The following is a 20006-nucleotide window of genomic DNA, read 5'->3' as shown; positions in this document are numbered from 1 at the left end:
ACGACCCGCCCGAGCCGCCGGGAAGCGAGCCGGTCCACCAGCAGCTTTACCAGACCCTGACCATCAGACCGGTCGTCACCTCCTGCTAGCATCCGCGCACTTGTGCGAGGGCGGGGGCCCTCGCGGGGAGGGACACTTCACGTGGGCAGAAACGCCCCGAGACGGGGCGGCACGTCCGCCCTCGTCTCCACGCTCGCGGTCGCCCTGGCGGCCGGCACCATCACCCTGTTCGCCGGCACCCCGGACGGCGCCGGCAGCGCGCAGGCCGCCCCTGCGGCCGGTACGGGGACGTCGGAGATCCTGCTCGACGATCCGAGCAGCGACACCCCGCGTTCCGACCGGCTGCTCACCGCCGGCACGACCGGGTTCCTGCACCGGCAGGCCGGAGTCGCGGGCCTGCTGTGGACGGACTACGCGAACGACACCACCGTCACCGTCCAGGGACCCACCGGCGTCTACAAGCCGACCACCACCACCTGCTACGACATCCAGGCCCGCTGCGCCTCGGGCATGTACGGGCAGGCCGCCGACACCGTGGCCCTGCCGCACGCCTCCTACGGCGACCCGGTGTCGCTGTGGAAGCCGGACGGCAGCGCCCTGCGGACCGTCGACCTCGACCCGTCCGACTACGTGGGCACCTACGGCGAGACGGTCGTCGCGGTCGAGCACAACAGCTTCATCACCACCGACCACCCCGAGCACTACCGCCTGCACCTGGTCGACCTCGTCGACGGCGAGCAGCGTGACCGCGTGGTCGACGGCTACCCCGCCGACAGTTGGTGGTCCAAGACCGTCACGCAGACGGGCGACGAGAACGGCTTCCTGCTGACCTACAGCGCCGCGGACGCGGCCGGGACCACCTCGTACACCGTCGCCTACCTCGACTTCGCGACCGCACGGCTCACCCCGGTCTTCACCGGCCTGGACGCCTCCCCGGACCTGGTGCTCAGCGACGACCGCGTCGGCTGGTACACCGAGACCGCCGGACTGCACCTCAAGCCGCGTGCCGACCTCACCGCCGCGGAGACGGTCCCGGTGGCGGGCGAGGGCATCGCCGGCTCACCCGTCCCCGTCCTCGTCGGCGACTGGCTGGTCCTCGCCACCTCCGGCGGGGCCGTCACGGCCGATCCGCTGGCCGGCGGCAGCAGGAAGACCCTGCTCACCTGGTCCTACGGCACCCCGCTCGCCACCCCCGACGGAGACGCGCTCGTCACCGGCGGCACCAGCGCGGGCGACTGGTGGATCCAGCGCGTCTCCCTCGCCTCCGACGGCACCCCGCGGCTGGAGAAGGTGCACAAGGTCGTTCCCTACGAGAACGCCAAGACCGGCCTCGCGCTCAGCCGCGGCTACCTCCGTGTGGCGGAAGACAAGCCCTCCAGTGCCTCCGACACCACCTCGTGGCGCTCCGTCGGCACGGTCGGCGGCAAACTGACCGCGACCGCCGCCACGGAGAGCGGCTCCGTCAGCCCCGAGTGCCCCTACGCCGGCGTCACCTGCTCGGTCCTGTGGGGCAACTACGGCGACGGGCCCCGAGACGTCTACCTCGACACGTACTACGACGGCGACGAGGGCGGCAGCGGCCTGGAGAACGCGGACCAACTGGTCTCGATCGGCTACAACCCGCTGGAGTTCCACACCGCGGGCGGCGCGATCGTCGACGTGTCCGACGACTACGCCGTCTACAACTCGGGCGGCTCGGCCCCGATGCAGTACGTCGGCGAGTTCGGCCAGGGCCAGAAGCTGAAGCGGTCCGTCCGCGCCGCCGCCCTCAGCGGCTCCACCCTGTGGAGCGGCTCCACCGCGGGCAAGCTCACCTCGTACAGCCTGACCGAGGACAAAACCCTCGCGACGGTGACCGTTCCGGGCATGTCCTGCGTGCCGAGCGAGCTCCAGGCGGCGGGGCGCTGGGTCTACTGGACCTGCGGTACGGGCTCGGCCGGCGTGTACGACACCAAGGCCGCCACCTCCCGCGCGGTGAGCGGCGGCGACGTGCTCCTCGGCGACGGCTTCACCGTCCGCCACGACCACGCCGCGGGCACCCTGGTCCTGACCGAGGCGGCCACCGGCGCCACCCGTGTCATCGCCTCCGGCCTCCCTGAGAAGGGCACGGCCACCGACCGGCGCTACCGCTGGACCGTGGACGAGTACACGGGCCTGGTCGCCTGGTTCGACGCGTTCGAGCAGACGCACGTCGCCACGACCGGCGTCGCCCCGTCCGCCGTGACGGCCTTCAGCTCCGAGGCCACGAGCTACGTCAGCTCCGGCACGCCCTTCCAGGGCTTCTGGCTGCTGTCCCGCCCGGTCTCCTCCTGGTCGGTGACCTTCACCTCCGTCCAGAGCGGCGCCAAGGGCAAGGCCACCCGCACGGTCACCGGAGGCGCGTCGAGCGCCTGGGTGGGCACGGACTGGTCCGGCACGACGATCGACAATGCCCGCTTCCCGAACGGACAGTTCACCTGGACCCTGAAGGCCACCGGCACCGGCACCGCATCGGCGGTCACCGTGGCGACCGGTGAGGGCTTCCTCCAGGGAGGCGCTCCGGTGCGGCACGACTTCGGCAGCGTGGACGGCGTGGACGGCCGCGGCGACCTCCTCACCCTGAATTCGTCCGGCGGCCTGACCTTCCAGTCGGGCACGGGCACCGGAAAGTTCGGGGAGAAGATCAGCGGCTCCGGCTGGGCCACCAGCATCAAGGCCGTGCCCTTCGGCGACCTCAGCGGCGACCGCTGCAACGACCTCCTCGTCCGGTACAGCAGCGGAGCCCTGCGCCTGTACAAGCCGCGCTGCGGCGCGGCGGTCACCCCGAAGACCTCGTACACCACGCTCGCGAGCAGCGGCTGGACGCAGTACGACGTCCTGACCTCGCCCGGCGACGTGAGCGGCGACGGCCGGCCCGACCTGATCGCGCGCGTCGCGTCCACCGGGACCGTCTACCTCTACAAGGGGACGAGCACGGGCACCCTGTCGGCCCGCGTGAAGCTCTACGACGCCTGGAAGGGCTACAAGAAGATCGTCGGGGCCGGTGACCTCGACGGCGACGGCATCGGCGACCTGCTCGCCCAGGACTCGTCCAACACCCTCTACCGCTACAACGGCAAGGGGGACGGAACCTTCGCCGCCCGGGTCAAGGTGTTCGGCGACTGGGGCGCCTCCTACAACGTCGTCGTCGGCGTCGGTGACATCACCGACGACGGCAGGGCCGACCTGGTCTCCCGGGACACCGGCGGCAACCTGTACCGCAACGACGGGGACGGCAAGGGGTCGTTCGGCTCCCGCACGAAAATAGCCACCGGCTGGAGCGGATACCGGTCGATCTCCTGAGGCTTCCCGCCTTGGAGAAGGGGGCACTGGACGACCCGTCCTGTGCCCCCTTTTCGTCGCCGAAGACCAGGTGAGAGCCCGGTGAAGACCCGGCAAAGAGCCGGGAAAGCCACCCTCCGTCCACTGCCGCCGATCCGTAATGGACCCCGGCTCCACACGGTGCCCCGCCACCCGTATGGTTTCCGCCATGGCAGTCCCCGAGGTCATTCCGATCGCCTACGAACCGAAGCACCGCACCGAGACCATCGGCCGGTACGCGGACGGTCAGTTCCTGGCGTCGATCACGTACGCCTTCCCCGAAGGGTTCCGTCCCGACGACGGCTGGGAAGAGCACAAACGTCTCTACACCGTGCTCCACACCTTCGACGCCGAGGGTCATTACCGCGACTCGGAGATCTGGTGCGCCGGCACCTGGGCCGAACAGCACGGGGCGCCGTACGGCGAGTTCTCGGTGCTCTCCCGCGCCCGCGTCCACCTGGCGAAGCTGCTCCGCAGTCTGCCCCGGCGCTCGTACACGGACATCGCGATACGCCCGTTCCAGCTCACCGTCGACGGCGTCCGGTTCGGCCTGGTGACGGGCGTGGACGAGGGCGAGGGCTGGGCCGAGCTGTACCCGGACGGCCTCGGCTTCGCCGAGCCGTGGGACGGCACGTACGACACCTGAGCACACCCCCTGCACGGACTGCCCTGCCGCACACCCGTGTTCCGGGCCCTACGCCTGTCAGGGGGCGAAGGGCCCGGAACACGTCGTGCCCCGGTGCTTCTCGGGTGCCGAGGCGTCAGGAGGACGTGGCCGAGGGGCTCGGCGCGGTGTCCGTGGTGTCGTGGGTCTCGGCCGGGGCGACGCCCATCGTCAGGCGGCCGTGGACGCCGCGGGCGAAGTGCCTCTTGTCGTAGGCGAGGTACAGCAGACCGCCCTCGTGACCGTTGCCCGGGTAGATCGTGTCCTCGTCCAGCGTCGTGCGCGTGATCGTGCTCGTGGAGTACGGGGCGACCTCGGCCGACGCCAGGACCGACTTCTCCGAGAAGAAGAGCTGGCCCGTGTGGCAGGTGTGGCCGCCCTCGTAGCCCGCGTCGGTCCAGGTGCCGTCCACATGGACCTTCACATGGATGTGGACGCAACGGCCCTGGTACCAGCCGGGGAAGACGGTCCTGAAGGTGACGCGGCCGTGCCGGTCGGTCTTCCAGGTGCCGCGCAGATACCGCTCGTCGTCGGTCGGCTCGGCATGCCCGCCGCCGCCTCCGGGCGGGGGACCGGACGGGGGTTCGCCGGTCGGAGTGCCGGTCGGGGTGCCGGTCGGCCCGCCTCCACCTCCTCCACCGCCTCCGCTGCCCATCGCCTCGTATCCGGAGTACACACCGAGCGCCGAGCAGTGCCAGATGTCCACCGCCGCGTTCCTGACCGGCTCGCAGGTCTCGGCGTCGATCACCTTGAGCACGAGGGTCAGGGGGACGCCCGCCTGGTCCTCGGTGATGTCCTGGCGGATCTTGTCCGCGTCGATGTAGTAGGGGCCCTCGACCGACTCCGAGGTCAGCGTGTAGCAGGTCTCCGCACGGGACCCGGCCGTCGCCGTGTCCCGTGTCGCCGCCAACGCGTTCACGGCGGCCGCGCCGCCCACGCCCACGGCCGCCACGGCCATTCCGCCCGCGACGACGACCCTGCGCCGGGTCATGTTCCCTTCGTGCGTTGGTTCCTGGGTCTCAGTCATGCGCGGGACCGTAGGGAGCCGACCTGTCAGCAGCATGAGTGCGGGCTGTGTTTTCACCCGTCACACGAGAATGGCCCGGAACCATCGCTGGTTCCGAGCCACTTCCGTGCGCGTCACCCTCGGGGGACGCGGAGCCTGCCTACTTCGGCTGCGGCTTGCGGACCGAGATGTGCAGCTCGCGCAGCCGCGTCTCGTCCAGCTCCGTGGGCGCGCCCATCATCAGGTCCTGCGCGTTGCCGTTGAGCGGGAACGCGATCGTCTCGCGGATGTTCGGCTCGTCCGCGAGCAGCATGACGATGCGGTCGACGCCGGGGGCGATCCCGCCGTGCGGCGGGGCGCCGAAGCGGAACGCGCGCAGCATGCCGGCGAACTGCTCCTCGACGGTCTCACGGTCGTAGCCCGCGATCTCGAAGGCCTTGAGCATGATCTCGGGCTCGTGGTTGCGGATCGCGCCGGAGGACAGCTCGACGCCGTTGCAGACGATGTCGTACTGCCAGCCCAGGATGTCCAGCGGGTCCTGGGTCTCCAGGGCCTCCAGACCGCCCTGGGGCATCGAGAACGGGTTGTGCGAGAAGTCGATCTTGCCGGTGTCCTCGTCCTTCTCGTACATCGGGAAGTCGACGATCCAGCAGAAGCGGAAGACGTTCTCCTCGAAGTTGCCCGAGCGCTTCGCGGCCTCGACCCGCACCGCGCCCATGATCTTCGAGACCTCGTCGAACTCGCCCGCGCCGAAGAACACCGCGTGACCGGCAGCCAGCGAGAGGCGCTTGGTCAGCTCGGCGACGTTCTCCTCGGTGAGGAACTTGGCGATCGGGCCGGTCAGCGAGCCGTCCTCGCCCACGCGCACCCAGGCCAGGCCCTTCGCGCCCTGCTCGACCGCGTAGTCGCCGAGGCCGTCGAAGAACTTCCGCGTCTGGCCGGCCACGTCCGGCACCGGCAGCGCGCGCACGTGCTTGCCCGCGAAGGCCTTGAACTCGGAGCCCTCGAAGATGTCGGTGATGTCGACGAGCTCGAGCTGGGCGCGCAGGTCCGGCTTGTCGGAGCCGTACTTCAGCATCGACTCGCGGAACGGGATGCGCGGGAAGGGCGACGTGACGTGACGGCCACCGCCGAACTCCTCGAACAGCTCCGTCATGAGCTTCTCGATCGGCTGGAAGACGTCCTCCTGCTCGACGAAGGACATCTCGACGTCGAGCTGGTAGAACTCGCCCGGCGAACGGTCCGCGCGGGCGTCCTCGTCGCGGAAGCAGGGCGCGATCTGGAAGTACCGGTCGAAGCCGGAGATCATCAGGAGCTGCTTGAACTGCTGCGGCGCCTGCGGAAGCGCGTAGAACTTGCCGGGGTTCAGCCGGGAGGGGACCACGAAGTCGCGCGCGCCCTCGGGAGAGGTGGCGCTGAGGATCGGGGTGGCCATCTCGTTGAAGCCCAGCGCCGTCATCTTGTGACGGATCGCGGAGATCACGGCCGTACGCAGCAGGATGTTGCGGTGCATGCGCTCGCGGCGCAGGTCGAGGAAGCGGTACTCCAGGCGGCGCTCCTCGTTGACACCGTCCTCGGCGTTGATCGTGAAGGGAAGCGGCTGGGCGGCGCCGAGCAGCTCGACCTCGCCCACCTCGACCTCGACCTCACCGGTGGGCAGGTCCGGGTTCACGTTCTCGGTGCCGCGCGAGACGACCTTGCCGTCGACACGGACGGTCGATTCCTTGGAGACCTTGTCGAGGGCCTCGTAGGCGGGGGTGCCGGGGCGGGCGACGAGCTGCGTGATGCCGTAGTGGTCGCGCAGATCGATGAAGAGGATGCCGCCCAGGTCTCGGCGATTGTGCAGCCAGCCGCTCAGCCGGACGTCACTGCCGACGTCAGAGGCGCGGAGCTCGCCGCAGGTGTGGGACCTGTACCGATGCATCGAGGTTCATCCAGTCTTCGCGGATTGGGGGGCTGTTTCACGTGAAACACCCCCAGGGTACCGGGCAGCCCACCTCGGCTCCCCCTCATTAGGCGCTCGGCGCCGCGCCGGGCATCGGTGGCAGGCACCGATCACCTGTTCCTACAGTGGGCGCATGCGCACTGGTGAGCCCCTGCCCGCGGTGGGGGACGTCCTGGCCACTCTCGCCACCGGCGTGTGGCGCTGGGACAACGCCTCGGGACTCGTCACCTTCGACGCGGAGGCCGCACGGCTGATCGGCCTGCCGGCGGAACTGACGACCCTGACCGAGGCGGGCGCGCGCTCCCATGTCCACCCCGTCGACTGGAACGAGATGGACGGGGTGGTGCAGCTCGCGGTGGCCGAGGGCACGCTCGCCGAGGCCCGGATGCGGATCATGGACGGGCACGGCCGGGTGCTCCGCACCGTCCGCAGCCGCTCCAGGCCGCTCATCGACCCCGAGACGGGCCAGTTCGAGCTGATCGGCACCCTCCAGGAGGTCAGCGAGCAGCCTCCGGGCGCCGCCGCGCGCACCCCGGTCACCGGGGACTGGCGCCGCTCCCGCGAGGCGTTCCTGCTGGACGCGGGACGGGCCCTGGCCGAGGCCCGGTCCACCGCGGAGGTGCTGCGGGTGGCGGCGGGCCTCTCCATGCCCGGATTCTCACCGGACGGTCTCGCCGTCTTCGGCGCGGAGGGCGACCGGCTGACGATCATCGGCCACCACGGGCACCAGCCGGGCGACGAGGGACCCTTCTCCCACATGTCGCTGGACACCGACTACCCGGCCGCCGAGGTCGTCCGCACGGGCCGTGCCGTCTACCTCTCCACCCCCGACGACTACAAGGCCCGCTACCCGGCCTCCTGGCCCCTCGCCCAGCGCTTCGGACGGCAGTCGTGGGCGTTCCTGCCGCTCACGGTCGCCGGGAGCACCATGGGCGCGTGGATGGCGGCCTTCACCTACCCCGTCACCTTCACGCCCGACGAACGCTCGGTCCTGACGACCGTCGCCCGCATGCTCGCGCAGGCGCTCTCCCGCGCCGAGGCCGCCGAGACCGCGCGGGAGCTGACCGACGGCCTCCAGCGCTCGATGATGCCGACGCTCGGCCCGCGGATGCCGGGCATGAGCGTCGCCGCACGTTATGTCCCGACCGGCGGGGGCCTCCAGGTCGGCGGCGACTGGTACGACGTGATCCCGCTGCCGGCCGGCCGCTACGCCCTGGTCATCGGCGACGTGCAGGGCCACGACGTCCGCGCGGCGGGCCTGATGGGCCAGCTCCGGATAGCCCTGCGCGCCTACGCCTCCGAGGGACACCGCCCCGACGCCGTGCTGTCACGGGCCGCGCGTTTCCTCTACGGGGTCACCGACTCGGTGACCTACGGGTCGAGCGGCGGCGCCGAGGCGGGCGAGGAACCGGCGGACCCCGCCGACGTGCGCTTCGCGACCTGTCTGTACGTCGAGGTCGACCCGGCGACCGGGACGCTGGACATCGCGCGGGCCGGGCATCCCGACCCCGCGATACGGATGGCGGACGGAACCGTGCTGATGCGGCCCACGGCGGGCGGGCTGCCGCTCGGCATCGACCCGGACGCCGACTACCCGACCACCCGGCTCGTCCTGGAGCCGGGCGAGACCATGCTGATCTGCACCGACGGGCTCATCGAGACCGGCGGCCACGACCTCGACACCGGCTGGCGCCGTATCCGCCGGACCCTCGAATCCCACGACGGCGACATGGAGACCCTCGCCGACGCGCTCGTCCAGGCCGTGCACGGGCCCTCCTCCCACCACACCACCGGCCCGCTGGCCGACCGGCGCGAGGACGACATCGCGGTGCTGCTGCTGTCCCGGCTGCCGCTCGCGGGGGCCGACGACGACACGGCGCCCGTACGGCCCCTGCTGCGCCGCACGATGCTGACCGTGGCGCAGGCCGAACCCGAGCGGATCGCGGACGCCCGGCAGCAGCTCCGGGAGCTGCTGCACGACTGGGCCTCCGCCGACCAGCTCGACTCCGCGGTCCTGCTCGTCTCCGAGATGGTCACCAACGTCCTCGTGCACACCGACGCGGACGCGCTGCTCGTCGCCGAGGTGGCGGGCGAACCCGGCAAGCGGCGGATGCGCATCGAGGTCACCGACGGCAGCGACGACCTGCCGCACCGGCGTCATCCCGGGGAGCTGGCGTCGTCCGGACGCGGACTGGTGCTCGTCGAGATGCTCGCGGACGCGTGGGGGGTGGACCCGCGGGGCCAGGGCAAGAGCATCTGGTTCGAGTTCGCCGAGGAGCCGGACGCGGGCTCCGGCGAGTCGGGCGGGACAGGGGCCCCGGACGAGTCCGCGGTGCTCGACGCGTGGGACGCGTTCGCCGACGCGGCGGAGGTCACCGGCCCCACGGACGCGAGCCCGGCGGAAACCGGCGGCTCCTCCGGGGGCGACGGGCCCGCCGGCGGCCGGACGTCCGCCGGGATCCACGAGCCCGCCGGCGGCTACGAATCCGCCGACGGTCCCGGTGCTCCCGGCACTCCGGGGAATCCGGGTGTGCCCGGTCCCTCCGGCCCGGGCGGCCCGTCCGGTTCCTCCGGCGCGTAGCGCACGCGGAGTTCGTGCACGACGCCGAAGGCCGCCGCCGTCAGGGGGACGGCGAGCAGCATGCCGAGGACGCCCGCCACGGACGCGCCCGCCGTGATCGCCAGCAGCACCACCGCCGGGTGCATCTGCACCTGCCGGCTCTGGATCATCGGCTGGAGGCCGTACCCCTCCAGCATCTGGATGGCGAGCACGACCCCGAGCGTCCACAGGGCGATGACGAACCCCCGGTCGGCGAGCGCGACCAGGACGGCCACCGTGCCGGAGATGAACGCCCCGAGATACGGGATGTACGCCCCCACGAAGACCAGCGCGCCGAGCCCGACCGCGCCCGGGACCCGCAGCACCAGGAGTCCGACGGTGATGCAGAGGGCGTCGATGAGCGCGATGATCGTGGTTCCGCGCATGAAGCCCTCGACGGCGCCGTAGGCCCGCCGTGCCATGGCCTCGACGACGTCGGCGGTGCCCCGGGGCGCGAGCGACCTGAGCGAGCCGGCCACCCGGTGCGAGTCGCGCAGGAAGAAGAACACGAGCAGCAGGGCGAGGAAGGCCATGGCGAGGGTCTCGGCCACGACGCTGACGCCGCTGACGACGTTGGACGCGGCCGTACCGCCGAACTTGGAGAGCAGGTCCTTGGAGTTGGCGGCGATGTCGTCGAGCGAGGTGCCCGCCGCCCCGAAGCGCTCGGCGACCGAGCGGGACGCCTGCCGGAGCGAGGACACGATCTGGGCGCCGGTGTGGATGAGGGCGGCGACGACGACGTAGACGGCACCGCCGACCACGACGGCCACCGCGGCGCAGGTCAGGGCGGCGGCGAGGGAACGGTTGAGCCGTGCCCTGACCATCCGCCGGTACAGGGGCCCCAGCAGGGCGGTCCCGAGCAGTGCGAGCAGCACCGGCACCACCGCCGTGCGGAACTCCCCGCACAGCAGGATCCCCACCCAGCCCACCCCGGCGGCCAGCAGGATCACGACACACCAGGCCGCCAACCGCCGGGCGCCCTCGGGGAGTAGCTGCACCCTGCCAGCTGACCATGCGTCAGCCGGACCGGCGCCCGGTGAAGTCCGAACGGGGGAGGAACCCCGGAAGGAAGCCCCGTCCGCGGCGGCGGACGGGGCTTCCTTCGGCGTGCCTGCGGGTCCTAGGACCGCGGCCCGCCCTCCGACATCCCGTGCACCGCCGGGATCGTCCCCAGGCGGCCCTTCTGGAAGTCCTCGAAGGCCTGCTGGAGCTCGTCGCGGGTGTTCATCACGAACGGACCGTAGTGGGCCATCGGCTCACGGATCGGCCGGCCACCGAGCAGCACGACCTCCAGGTCGGGCGTGTTGGAGTCCTGCTTCTCGTCCGCCCGGACGGTCAGCGAGGAGCCCGCCCCGAAGACGGCGGTCTGGCCGGTGTGGACCGGCCGGCGGTCGGCGCCCACGCTGCCGCGTCCGGCCAGCACGTAGGCGAGGCCGTTGAAGTCCTCGCGCCAGGGCAGGGTGATCTCGGCACCCGGCCGCAGCGTGGCGTGGACCATGGTGATCGGGGTGTGCGTGATGCCCGGACCCTGGTGACCGTCGAGCTCGCCGGCGATGACCCGCAGGAGCGCGCCGCCGTCCGGCGTGCTCAGGAGCTGCACGGTGCCGCCCCGGATGTCCTGGTACCTCGGGGCCATCATCTTGTCCTTGGCCGGCAGGTTCACCCAGAGCTGGAGCCCGTGGAAGAGGCCGCCCGACATCACCAGGTGCTCCGGCGGCGCCTCGATGTGGAGCAGGCCGGACCCGGCCGTCATCCACTGGGTGTCACCGTTGGTGATCGTGCCGCCGCCACCGTTGGAGTCCTGGTGGTCGAAGATGCCGTCGATGATGTAGGTCACGGTCTCGAAGCCGCGGTGCGGGTGCCAGGGGGTGCCCTTGGGCTCGCCCGGCGCGTACTCCACCTCACCCATCTGGTCCATCATGATGAACGGGTCCAGGTGCCGGTAGTTGATCCCGGCGAACGCACGGCGGACCGGGAAACCCTCACCCTCGAAGCCCTGGGGCGCGGTCGTCACCGTGAGCACGGGACGGTCCACGGCGTCGGCCGGCGCGGCCACACGGGGCAGGGCCAGCGGGTTCTCGACAGTCACTGCGGGCATGTCGGTACCTCCTTGTGCTTCGAGTTTAGTTGAGAGTTGAACTTTCTGCCACCCATAACGAAGCGCGCCCGGAGGGCATTCCCTCCGGGCGTCACAGGTTCGAGAGGCATCCGGCCGAGCGGACACCGGGGGCCGGCGGCACCCGAAGGGGCCCGTCAGCCGTACATACGGCGCATGGCGAAGTCCACCATCTGCTCCACGGCCTTCGCGTCGAAGACCATCCGGTGCTTGCCCTCCATGTCGATCACGAAGCCGTAGCCCGTGGGCAGCAGGTCGATCACCTCGGCACCGGTGATCACGAAGTACTTGGACTCCTTGCCCGCGTACCGGCGCAGCTCCTTGAGCGAGCTGAACATCGGGATGACGGGCTGCTGGGTGTTGTGCAGCGCGAGGAATCCGGGGTTGTCACCGCGCGGGCAGTAGACCTTCGAGGTGGCGAAGACCTGCTGGAAGTCCTCGGCGGCCATGGCGCCCGTGGTGAAGGCGCGGACCGCGTCCGGCAGGGACGGCGGGGACGGCTCGGGGTACAGGGGCGGCTGCTGGCCGTATCCGCCCGCCATCTGCCCGTCCGGCATCTGGCCGGGCATCTGCTGCTGCGGCGGGACGTACCCCTGCTGGGCGCCTGCGTTCTGCTCGTAGCCGTACATGCGTCAAAGAGTAGTGGGCCACATATGGCCCACTCGGGGTTGCTTCTTATTACTGGCGGGTAGCATCATCGTAGCTACTTGCTGGTACGTGACACAGTTGCGAGGAGTCAGTGCCTCGCCGATCTCTTACGGAGCCGTCGCCATGGGGCACTACAAGTCGAATCTCCGCGACATCGAGTTCAACCTCTTCGAGGTGCTCGGGCGCGACAAGCTGTACGGCACCGGCCCGTTCGCGGAGATGGACACGGACACCGCCAAGAGCATCCTCGCGGAGCTGACCCGCCTCTCGGAGAACGAGCTGGCCGAGTCCTTCGCGGACGCCGACCGCAACCCCCCGGTTTTCGACCCCGAGACCAACACCGCGCCGGTCCCGGCTTCCTTCAAGAAGTCGTACAAGGCGTTCATGGACTCCGAGTACTGGCGTCTCGGCGTGCCCGAGGAGATCGGCGGCTCCACCGCGCCCCGCTCCCTGATCTGGGCCTACGCGGAGCTGATCCTCGGCGCGAACCCGGCCGTGTGGATGTACTCCAGCGGCCCCGCGTTCGCGGGCATCCTCTTCGAGGAGGGCAACGACGTCCAGAAGCACATCGCGACGATGGCCGTCGAGAAGCGCTGGGGCTCCACCATGGTCCTCACCGAGCCCGACGCCGGCTCCGACGTGGGCGCGGGCCGCACCAAGGCGACCCAGCAGGCGGACGGCTCCTGGCACATCGAGGGCGTGAAGCGCTTCATCACCTCCGGTGAGCACGACATGGAGGAGAACATCCTCCACTACGTCCTCGCCCGCCCCGAGGGCCACGGCCCCGGCACCAAGGGCCTGTCCCTCTTCCTCGTCCCGAAGTACGAGTTCGACTTCGAGACCGGCGAGCTGGGCGAGCGCAACGGCGTGTACGCGACGAACGTCGAGCACAAGATGGGCCTCAAGGCCTCCAACACCTGCGAGATGACCTTCGGCGACCGCCACCCCGCCAAGGGCTGGCTGATCGGCGACAAGCACGACGGCATCCGCCAGATGTTCCGCATCATCGAGTTCGCCCGCATGATGGTCGGCACGAAGGCCATCTCCACGCTGTCGACCGGCTACCTGAACGCGCTGGAGTACGCCAAGGAGCGCGTCCAGGGCACCGACCTGGCCAACTTCATGGACAAGGCCGCGCCCAAGGTCACCATCACGCACCACCCGGACGTGCGCCGCTCGCTCATGACGCAGAAGGCCTACGCCGAGGGCATGCGCGCCCTGGTCCTGCACACCGCCGCGATCCAGGACGAGATCCAGGTCCTGGAGGCGGCCGGCGAGGACACCGCCGCCGCCGAGGCCCTGAACGACCTCCTCCTGCCGATCGTGAAGGGCTACGGCTCCGAGAAGGGCTACGAGCTGCTCGCCCAGTCGCTCCAGATCTTCGGCGGCTCCGGCTTCCTGCAGGAGTACCCGATCGAGCAGTACATCCGCGACGCCAAGATCGACACGCTGTACGAGGGCACCACCGCGATCCAGGGCCAGGACTACTTCTTCCGGAAGATCGTCCGCAACCAGGGCGCCGCGCTGAACTCCCTCGCCGAGGACATCAAGAAGTTCCTGGCCCTCGGCACCGGCGGCGAGGAGCTGTCCGCCGCCCGCGAGCAGCTCGCCAAGGCCGCCGTCGAGCTGGAGGCCATCGTCGGCCTGATGCTGACCGACCTCGCCGCCACCGAGCAGGACGTCAAGAACATCTACAAGGTGGGCCTCAACACCACCCGCCTCCTGATGGCCTCCGGTGACGTGGTCGTCGGCTACCTGCTGCTGCGCGGTGCCGCCGTCGCCGCGGAGAAGCTGGAGACCGCCTCCGCGAAGGACAAGCCCTTCTACACAGGCAAGATCGCGGCCGCGAAGTTCTTCGCCGCCAACGTGCTGCCGGGCGTCACCGGAGCGCGCAAGCTCGCCGAGGGCGTCGACCTGGACCTGATGGAGCTGGACGAAGCCGCCTTCTAGGGCGTGTCCGCAAAGTCGCGTCGTCCGCCCGAAGGGCGGGCCCGGCGGCGTCTGGTGCGTGCTCTCGGCGTGCCGGGCGCAGACCCTCGTACTGGACGTACTTGGGTCTTCGCCCGGTGCGGCGAGAGTACGTGCCAGGCGTCGCCGGGCAGGCGCGACTTCGCGGACACGACCTAGGCCCCGGCGGCCCCTGTACGGCCGGACGGGCACCCGCCCGGCGCCTGTCCGGCCGTTCAGGTGTCCCAAGGTGTCCACCCTTCACATCCCCCTTACGAAGGCCCGTTCCCAACCCCGGGAGCGGGCCTTCGTGCGTCGTTAAGGTGAACCCATGAGTGCACCCACCCGGTTCGACCGCAGCCACACCGACGACCTCATGTCCTTCCTCGCGGCGAGCCCGACGCCGTACCACGCCGTGGCCACCGCCGCCGAGCGGCTGGAGAAGGCCGGGTTCCGTCAGGTCGCCGAGACCGACGCGTGGGAGGGGACCGCCGGCGGGAAGTACGTGCTGCGCGGAGGGGCGATCATCGCCTGGTACGTGCCGGAGGGCGCCGAGCCGCACACCCCGTTCCGGATCATCGGCGCGCACACCGACTCCCCGAACCTGCGGGTCAAGCCGCTGCCCGACACCGGGGCGCACGGCTGGCGGCAGGTCGCCGTGGAGATCTACGGCGGGCCCCTGCTGAACTCCTGGCTCGACCGGGACCTCGGCCTGGCCGGACGCCTGTCGCTGCGGGACGGCTCGACCCGCCTGGTCAACGTGGACCGGCCCCTGCTGCGCGTACCGCAGCTCGCCATCCACCTCGACCGCTCCGTCAGCAGCGAGGGACTCAAGCTCGACAAGCAGCGCCACCTCCAGCCCGTCTGGGGACTCGGCGACGCCCGCGAGGGCGACCTGATCTCCTTCCTGGAGGAGGAGTCGGGGCTGCCCGCGGGCCAGGTCACCGGCTGGGACCTCATGACCCACTCCGTCGAGCCCCCCGCCTACCTGGGCCGCGACAAGGAACTGCTCGCCGGGCCCCGCATGGACAACCTGCTGTCCGTCCACGCGGCCACGGCCGCGCTGGCCGCGGTCGCGACGGCCGGCTCCGCCCTGCCCTACATCCCGGTCCTCGCCGCCTTCGACCACGAGGAGAACGGCTCGCAGAGCGACACGGGCGCCGACGGACCGCTGCTCGGCGGAGTGCTGGAACGTTCTGTCTTCGCCCGCGGCGGTTCCTACGAGGACCGGGCGCGCGCCTTCGCCGGCACCGTCTGCCTGTCCTGCGACACCGGCCACGCCGTGCACCCCAACTACGCCGAGCGGCACGACCCGACGCACCACCCGCGCGCCGGCGGCGGCCCCATCCTCAAGGTCAACGTCAACAACCGCTACGCCACCGACGGTTCGGGCCGCTCCGTGTTCGCCGCCGCCTGCGAGAAGGCCGGCGTGCCGTTCCAGTCCTTCGTCTCCAACAACGCCATGCCCTGCGGCACCACCATCGGCCCCATCACGGCGGCACGGCACGGCATCCGGACGGTCGACATCGGCGTGGCGATCCTGTCCATGCACAGCGCCCGCGAACTCTGCGCCGCGGACGACCCGTTCCTGCTGACGAACGCGCTGGTGGCGTTCCTGGAGGGGTAGTTCTCCGGGCTGTCAGGACAACGGCACGCCGTCGCGAGCGACGGCGTGCCGTTTCGTGTGAGGGATCGCCTCCGCATGTACCGCGAGGTCCCGGGTACCCGGAACGGGTCCGGAACTACTCGGAGTTGCTATTCAAGGAGACGACACCCATGGGCCTGGGCGGATGCATCATCCTGATCGCCGCGGGGGCGATCCTCACGTTCGCGACCGACTGGCACATGCAGGGGGTCAACCTTCATCTGGTCGGCGTGATCCTCATGATCGTCGGACTGATCGGCGTGACGACCTTCAGCAGCATCGCGCGGCGCAGGCGCGTCGTCGTACCGCCGACCGCGACCGTCGTGGACGACGACCGCCGCCGCCGTGACGGGTACACGGACGGCTACGGCGTCTGATCCGGATCAGCCGTCCATGCCGGCAAGGACCAGGGGCAGCCGGTCCGTGCCGGTCTCCGTGAGGCGGAGCGGAACGCCCCAGTCCTGCTGATGGACATGGCAGGCCGGGTACTCGTTGGCCGGATCGTCGTCGCAGGACGCGGCCATCGCCGAGACGTGCAGCACGCCCTCGGGGACGGCCGGGTTCAGCTCGACGTCCCGGGAGAGATCGGTACCGGCGCCCTCGCCCGCGAGCAGCAGCTCGGGCGGGGTGGCGGACACCAGGAGCCGGGTGGACGGACCGTAGCGGGTGTCCAGCTTCTGTCCGGCCGGCGCCTGGAAGATCACGTCCAGCCGGACGGCTCCGGGGGTGACGTCGGTGGCCGCGCGCTGCGTGCGATGGGCGACCGACTCCACCCGTACCGCCTCCTCCGGCAGCCGCAGCCGGGTCAGCCGGTGCCGGGCCGACTCCACCACCACGATGTCGTCCCCGACGAGCACGGCGTCGCTGGGCTCCCGCAGGTCCGTGGCCAGCGTGGTCACCTCACCCGTCGCCGGGTCGTACCGGCGCAGCGCGTGGTTGTACGTGTCGCTGACCGCGACCGAACCGTCCGGCAGCGCGGTGACCCCCAGCGGGTGCTGGAGCAGGGCCTGTGCGGCGGCACCGTCACGGTGCCCGAAGTCGAAGAGCCCCGTGCCGACGGCGGTGTGCACACTTCCGTCCGGGTCCACCCAGCGCAGCGCCGAGGTCTCGGAGTCGGCGAGCCAGAGCCGGTCCTCAGTGGCGGCGAGCCCCGACGGCTGCGCGAACCAGGCCTCGGGCCCCGGCCCGTCGACCAGCCCCTCGTTCGTCGTGCCCGCGGTGACCCCGACGGTCCCCGTCCCCGGGTCGTACGCCCAGAGCTGGTGCACACCCGCCATGGCGATCCAGACCTTCCCGCCGAACAGGGCCACGTCCCACGGCGAGGACAGATCGATCTCGCGCGCCGGTCCCGACGTCGGCGAGCCCTGCCACCACTGGCGGCCGGTGCCCGCGAGCGTGGTGACCGCGCCGGTCGCGAGATCGACCCGGCGCAGCGCGTGGTTCACGGTGTCGGCGACGACGACCGCGCCCTCGTCGAGCAGCGCGAGCCCCTGCGGCTCGCTGAACCCCGCCTCCTCGGCGCCGCCGTCCACGAGGCCCCGGACACCCGATCCGATGCGCCGGACGACCGTCTCGCCGTCCTCCTCCAGCTCCACGAGCTGATGCCGGGTCGTGTCGCTGACCAGCAGATTGCCGTTCGGCAGGGCGAGCGCCTTGCCGGGGAAGCGCAGAGCGGTCGGCGCGGGCTCGGGCGCCACGTACGGCCCGTCGCCGCGGCGCAGGGTCCCCTTCGCCGTGTGCTCGGCCTCCAGCTCCTCCACCAGCCGCTCGATGGCATGGGCGTGCCCCTCACCGGCGTGCTGCGCGACGACGTATCCCTCGGGGTCGATCACCACGAGCGTCGGCCAGGCCCGTACGGCGTACTGCTTCCAGGTCACGAGCTCCGGGTCGTCGAGCACCGGGTGCTCCACCCCGTAGCGCTCCACCGCGTCGACGACCGCCTGGTGCTCGGCCTCGTGCGCGAACTTAGGCGAGTGCACCCCGACGATCACCACGGTGTCCCGGTGCTTCTCCTCCAACTCCCGCAACTCGTCCAGGACGTGAAGGCAGTTGATGCAGCAGAAGGTCCAAAAATCAACGATCAGTGTCCGCCCTCGGAAGTCGGCCAACTTCAGATCCTTGCCACCTGTGTTGATCCAGCCGCCTTTACCGGTCAGCTCGGGGGCACGGACACGGACACGGCGACGTTCGGGGGTGGGCCTGGAAGCTGCGTCGTTCATGGTTCCAGCCTGCCACTCGAACCTGGGCGCCGGATCACACACTCGCCTCAAGGCCCGAGAGCGGGCCGCTGATCTGGTGCCGCAGGGCGGACACGGACCTTCGACGTGCGATGCCAGGACCTGGTCCCGGTCGGTCCAGGAGCTGATAGGCCTTGCCCGTCATTCCGCCGTTTCGTCACCACACGACTTCGCCCCGGTCGCTGCTTTCGTCGCCCAGACGATCCGGCAGCGCTCGCCACCGTCGAACCTGGCGCCCACTCGTCCACGCCGAACTTCCACACGGTCGATCGCGAGGCCAAGACACTCGCGCCTGTCGACCGCACCGCCGGCGGCCCAGCTCTCACGCAGGAGTTCGGCGTCCAGGAGCGGTGCGATGTCAACGGCGGGAATCGGTGTCCGCAGCAGATCCCCACGCAGCCCGTCGATGCGGTTGCGCAGTCGTCCGACGAGCCCGTTGTAACGGTCGACGGCATCTGCACCGGAAAACTCGCCCCGAACGTATCGAGCCTCTTCCAGGTCCGCGACGCGCTTTTCCTCGACAGCGATCTCCGCCTCGATGGCCTCCCGTTTCGCGAACGTCTCCGGGTCCTGCCTCTGCGCGCAGCGATCGGCGATCACAGCGATCAGCGGGTCCTGCGGCTCCATAGACGGCAAGTGGGACAGAAATGCCCGGGTCACGTAGTCGTCGATGCTCTCCACTCGAGCCGATACGCCGGCACACCCTCGTCCCATCCGACGGCTGGAACACTGGTACGACGTACCCGCCCTGCTCATCCTGTCTCCGCAGAGCCCGCAGCGCGCAATGCCAGTGAGCAGTGACCTTCCTTGCTTGTGACCGTGCCGCCTACCGGCCAGTGGAAGCGTCCGCGATGCGAGTTGACGAAGAATCAACTCCCGTTCTCCGACCGAAATGATCCCGTCACCGATACGCACGACCTCGAGCGTCTCCGGTTCCCGGTAAGGGGACACACGGTTCGCATACTTGCGTGTTCCGTCAGGCTGGTCCTCGTACTCGGTCTGTGGCATCAGCCCCGCGAAAGCCGGTGATCGAAGGAGCTGGAGGACGCTGGACGAGTTCCACATGCCACCTCGCGCCGACTCCACCCCGTGCTCGTTCAGCAGTCGTGCGATGTGAACAAGCGCCTTCCCCGAGAGTGCCTCGTCGGCGATGAGGCGGGCGTATTCGGCGGTCTCGGGGTCGTGAATGAGCTTCCTCGTCTCTGGGTCCACCAGCAGACCGTAAGGCGGTTGCCCACCGATCCACTGGCCTCTCCGACGCAGGTACCTCTTCGCATTGCCGACCCGCATGCCGAGGTCTCGTGATTCACTTCTGGCAAGATCCGCGAGTATCGCGATCGCATCCCGGGCACCGGGGTTCCTCGTGTCGAGGCCCTCCATGACGGAGACCAACCGTCCGCCGACCTGCTCCATGCCGCCCAGGGCTTTGCCGATCTCGCTGACACCTCTGCGGGACAAGCGGTCGAGCTTCCAAACGATCAGGACGCCCACGACGCCGGCTGTGACGGCGGTGATCGCCGCGTCGAATCCCTTTCGGGTGACGTTCTTGTACCCGGAACGTCCGCGGTCGATGTGAACCTTGCGGACCGTCAGTCCGTTGCGCTCCGCCCACGCCCGGCAGTCTGCTTCCTGACGGTCGATCGCGGTCTTGCCTTCTCGATCCAGTGACAGACGCAAGTACAGGTCCGCTGTCGCATGTTGGTGCATGTGTCCACGCTACTGACAAGTGCTCACATTGATTCAGAAAACCCTTAAATCCATCACCACATATAAATGCAGGCATCCATGGACATACGTGAGCCGCTATCGATCTCCGCTGGCAAGCAACCCCTGCCGGCCGGAACGTGACCGCATTCAGTC

Annotated in this window: 13 protein-coding genes; 6 read left to right on the top strand and 7 right to left on the bottom strand. The window is 70.3% G+C overall.

What is annotated here, in order from left to right; all coding sequences use genetic code 11:
• Nucleotides 1-141: 141 nt before the first annotated feature.
• Both ACFRIC_RS12645 and ACFRIC_RS12640 read left to right on the top strand, forming a co-directional pair.
• On the top strand, nucleotides 142-3321 hold the full coding sequence (locus ACFRIC_RS12645) for an FG-GAP-like repeat-containing protein (RefSeq protein ID WP_382783521.1): 3180 nt from the start codon (nucleotides 142-144) through the stop codon (nucleotides 3319-3321).
• 187 nt (nucleotides 3322-3508) lie between these two features.
• Complete coding sequence (locus tag ACFRIC_RS12640) at nucleotides 3509-3985, top strand: hypothetical protein (protein ID WP_382783519.1); 477 nt, start codon at nucleotides 3509-3511, stop codon at nucleotides 3983-3985.
• A gap of 115 nt (nucleotides 3986-4100) precedes the next feature.
• Here ACFRIC_RS12640 and ACFRIC_RS12635 read toward each other — a convergent pair whose 3' ends face one another.
• Together ACFRIC_RS12635 and aspS are read right to left on the bottom strand one after the other, a co-directional pair.
• Nucleotides 4101-5030: an intradiol ring-cleavage dioxygenase gene (locus ACFRIC_RS12635; RefSeq protein ID WP_382783516.1), complete on the bottom strand. Its 930-nt coding sequence runs from the start codon at nucleotides 5028-5030 to the stop codon at nucleotides 4101-4103.
• A 139-nt stretch (nucleotides 5031-5169) separates the two neighbouring features.
• Complete coding sequence (gene aspS / locus ACFRIC_RS12630) at nucleotides 5170-6933, bottom strand: aspartate--tRNA ligase (protein ID WP_382783513.1); 1764 nt, start codon at nucleotides 6931-6933, stop codon at nucleotides 5170-5172.
• A 154-nt stretch (nucleotides 6934-7087) separates the two neighbouring features.
• Between aspS and ACFRIC_RS12625 the strand changes: the two genes are divergently transcribed.
• On the top strand, nucleotides 7088-9535 hold the full coding sequence (locus ACFRIC_RS12625) for a SpoIIE family protein phosphatase (RefSeq protein ID WP_382783510.1): 2448 nt from the start codon (nucleotides 7088-7090) through the stop codon (nucleotides 9533-9535).
• Here the strand turns inward: ACFRIC_RS12625 and ACFRIC_RS12620 are convergent.
• From ACFRIC_RS12620 to ACFRIC_RS12610, 3 genes are all read right to left on the bottom strand, one after another.
• On the bottom strand, nucleotides 9433-10551 hold the full coding sequence (locus ACFRIC_RS12620) for an AI-2E family transporter (RefSeq protein WP_382783507.1): 1119 nt from the start codon (nucleotides 10549-10551) through the stop codon (nucleotides 9433-9435). The two genes, ACFRIC_RS12625 and ACFRIC_RS12620, sit on opposite strands and share 103 nt — an antisense overlap.
• 122 nt (nucleotides 10552-10673) lie before the next feature.
• A complete protein-coding gene (locus ACFRIC_RS12615) occupies nucleotides 10674-11651 on the bottom strand; it encodes a pirin family protein (RefSeq protein WP_382783505.1) in 978 nt (325 codons plus the stop codon).
• Nucleotides 11652-11806: 155 nt separating this feature from the next.
• A complete protein-coding gene (locus ACFRIC_RS12610) occupies nucleotides 11807-12298 on the bottom strand; it encodes an SseB family protein (RefSeq protein WP_326786670.1) in 492 nt (163 codons plus the stop codon).
• 142 nt (nucleotides 12299-12440) lie between these two features.
• Between ACFRIC_RS12610 and ACFRIC_RS12605 the strand changes: the two genes are divergently transcribed.
• The 3 genes from ACFRIC_RS12605 (at nucleotide 12441) to ACFRIC_RS12595 (ending at nucleotide 16286) form a co-directional block, all read left to right on the top strand.
• The gene (locus ACFRIC_RS12605; RefSeq protein ID WP_382783501.1) at nucleotides 12441-14267 is read left to right on the top strand and encodes an acyl-CoA dehydrogenase; all 1827 of its coding nucleotides are present in this window, start codon (nucleotides 12441-12443) and stop codon (nucleotides 14265-14267) included.
• Nucleotides 14268-14595: 328 nt separating this feature from the next.
• A complete protein-coding gene (locus ACFRIC_RS12600; protein WP_382783498.1) occupies nucleotides 14596-15891 on the top strand; it encodes a M18 family aminopeptidase in 1296 nt (431 codons plus the stop codon).
• A 149-nt stretch (nucleotides 15892-16040) separates the two neighbouring features.
• On the top strand, nucleotides 16041-16286 hold the full coding sequence (locus ACFRIC_RS12595; protein ID WP_355765090.1) for a DUF6458 family protein: 246 nt from the start codon (nucleotides 16041-16043) through the stop codon (nucleotides 16284-16286).
• Nucleotides 16287-16292: 6 nt separating this feature from the next.
• Here ACFRIC_RS12595 and ACFRIC_RS12590 read toward each other — a convergent pair whose 3' ends face one another.
• Entirely contained in the window at nucleotides 16293-18128 is a 1836-nt protein-coding gene (locus ACFRIC_RS12590) for an NHL domain-containing thioredoxin family protein (RefSeq protein WP_382783494.1), read from the bottom strand.
• A gap of 159 nt (nucleotides 18129-18287) precedes the next feature.
• On the bottom strand, nucleotides 18288-19853 hold the full coding sequence (locus tag ACFRIC_RS12585; RefSeq protein ID WP_382783492.1) for a recombinase family protein: 1566 nt from the start codon (nucleotides 19851-19853) through the stop codon (nucleotides 18288-18290).
• Nucleotides 19854-20006: the final 153 nt, after the last annotated feature.

Source organism: Streptomyces sp. NPDC056738 (genome assembly GCF_042790435.1).
Taxonomy (GTDB): domain Bacteria; phylum Actinomycetota; class Actinomycetes; order Streptomycetales; family Streptomycetaceae; genus Streptomyces.
This window is presented reverse-complemented; position numbering and strand designations above follow the sequence as displayed.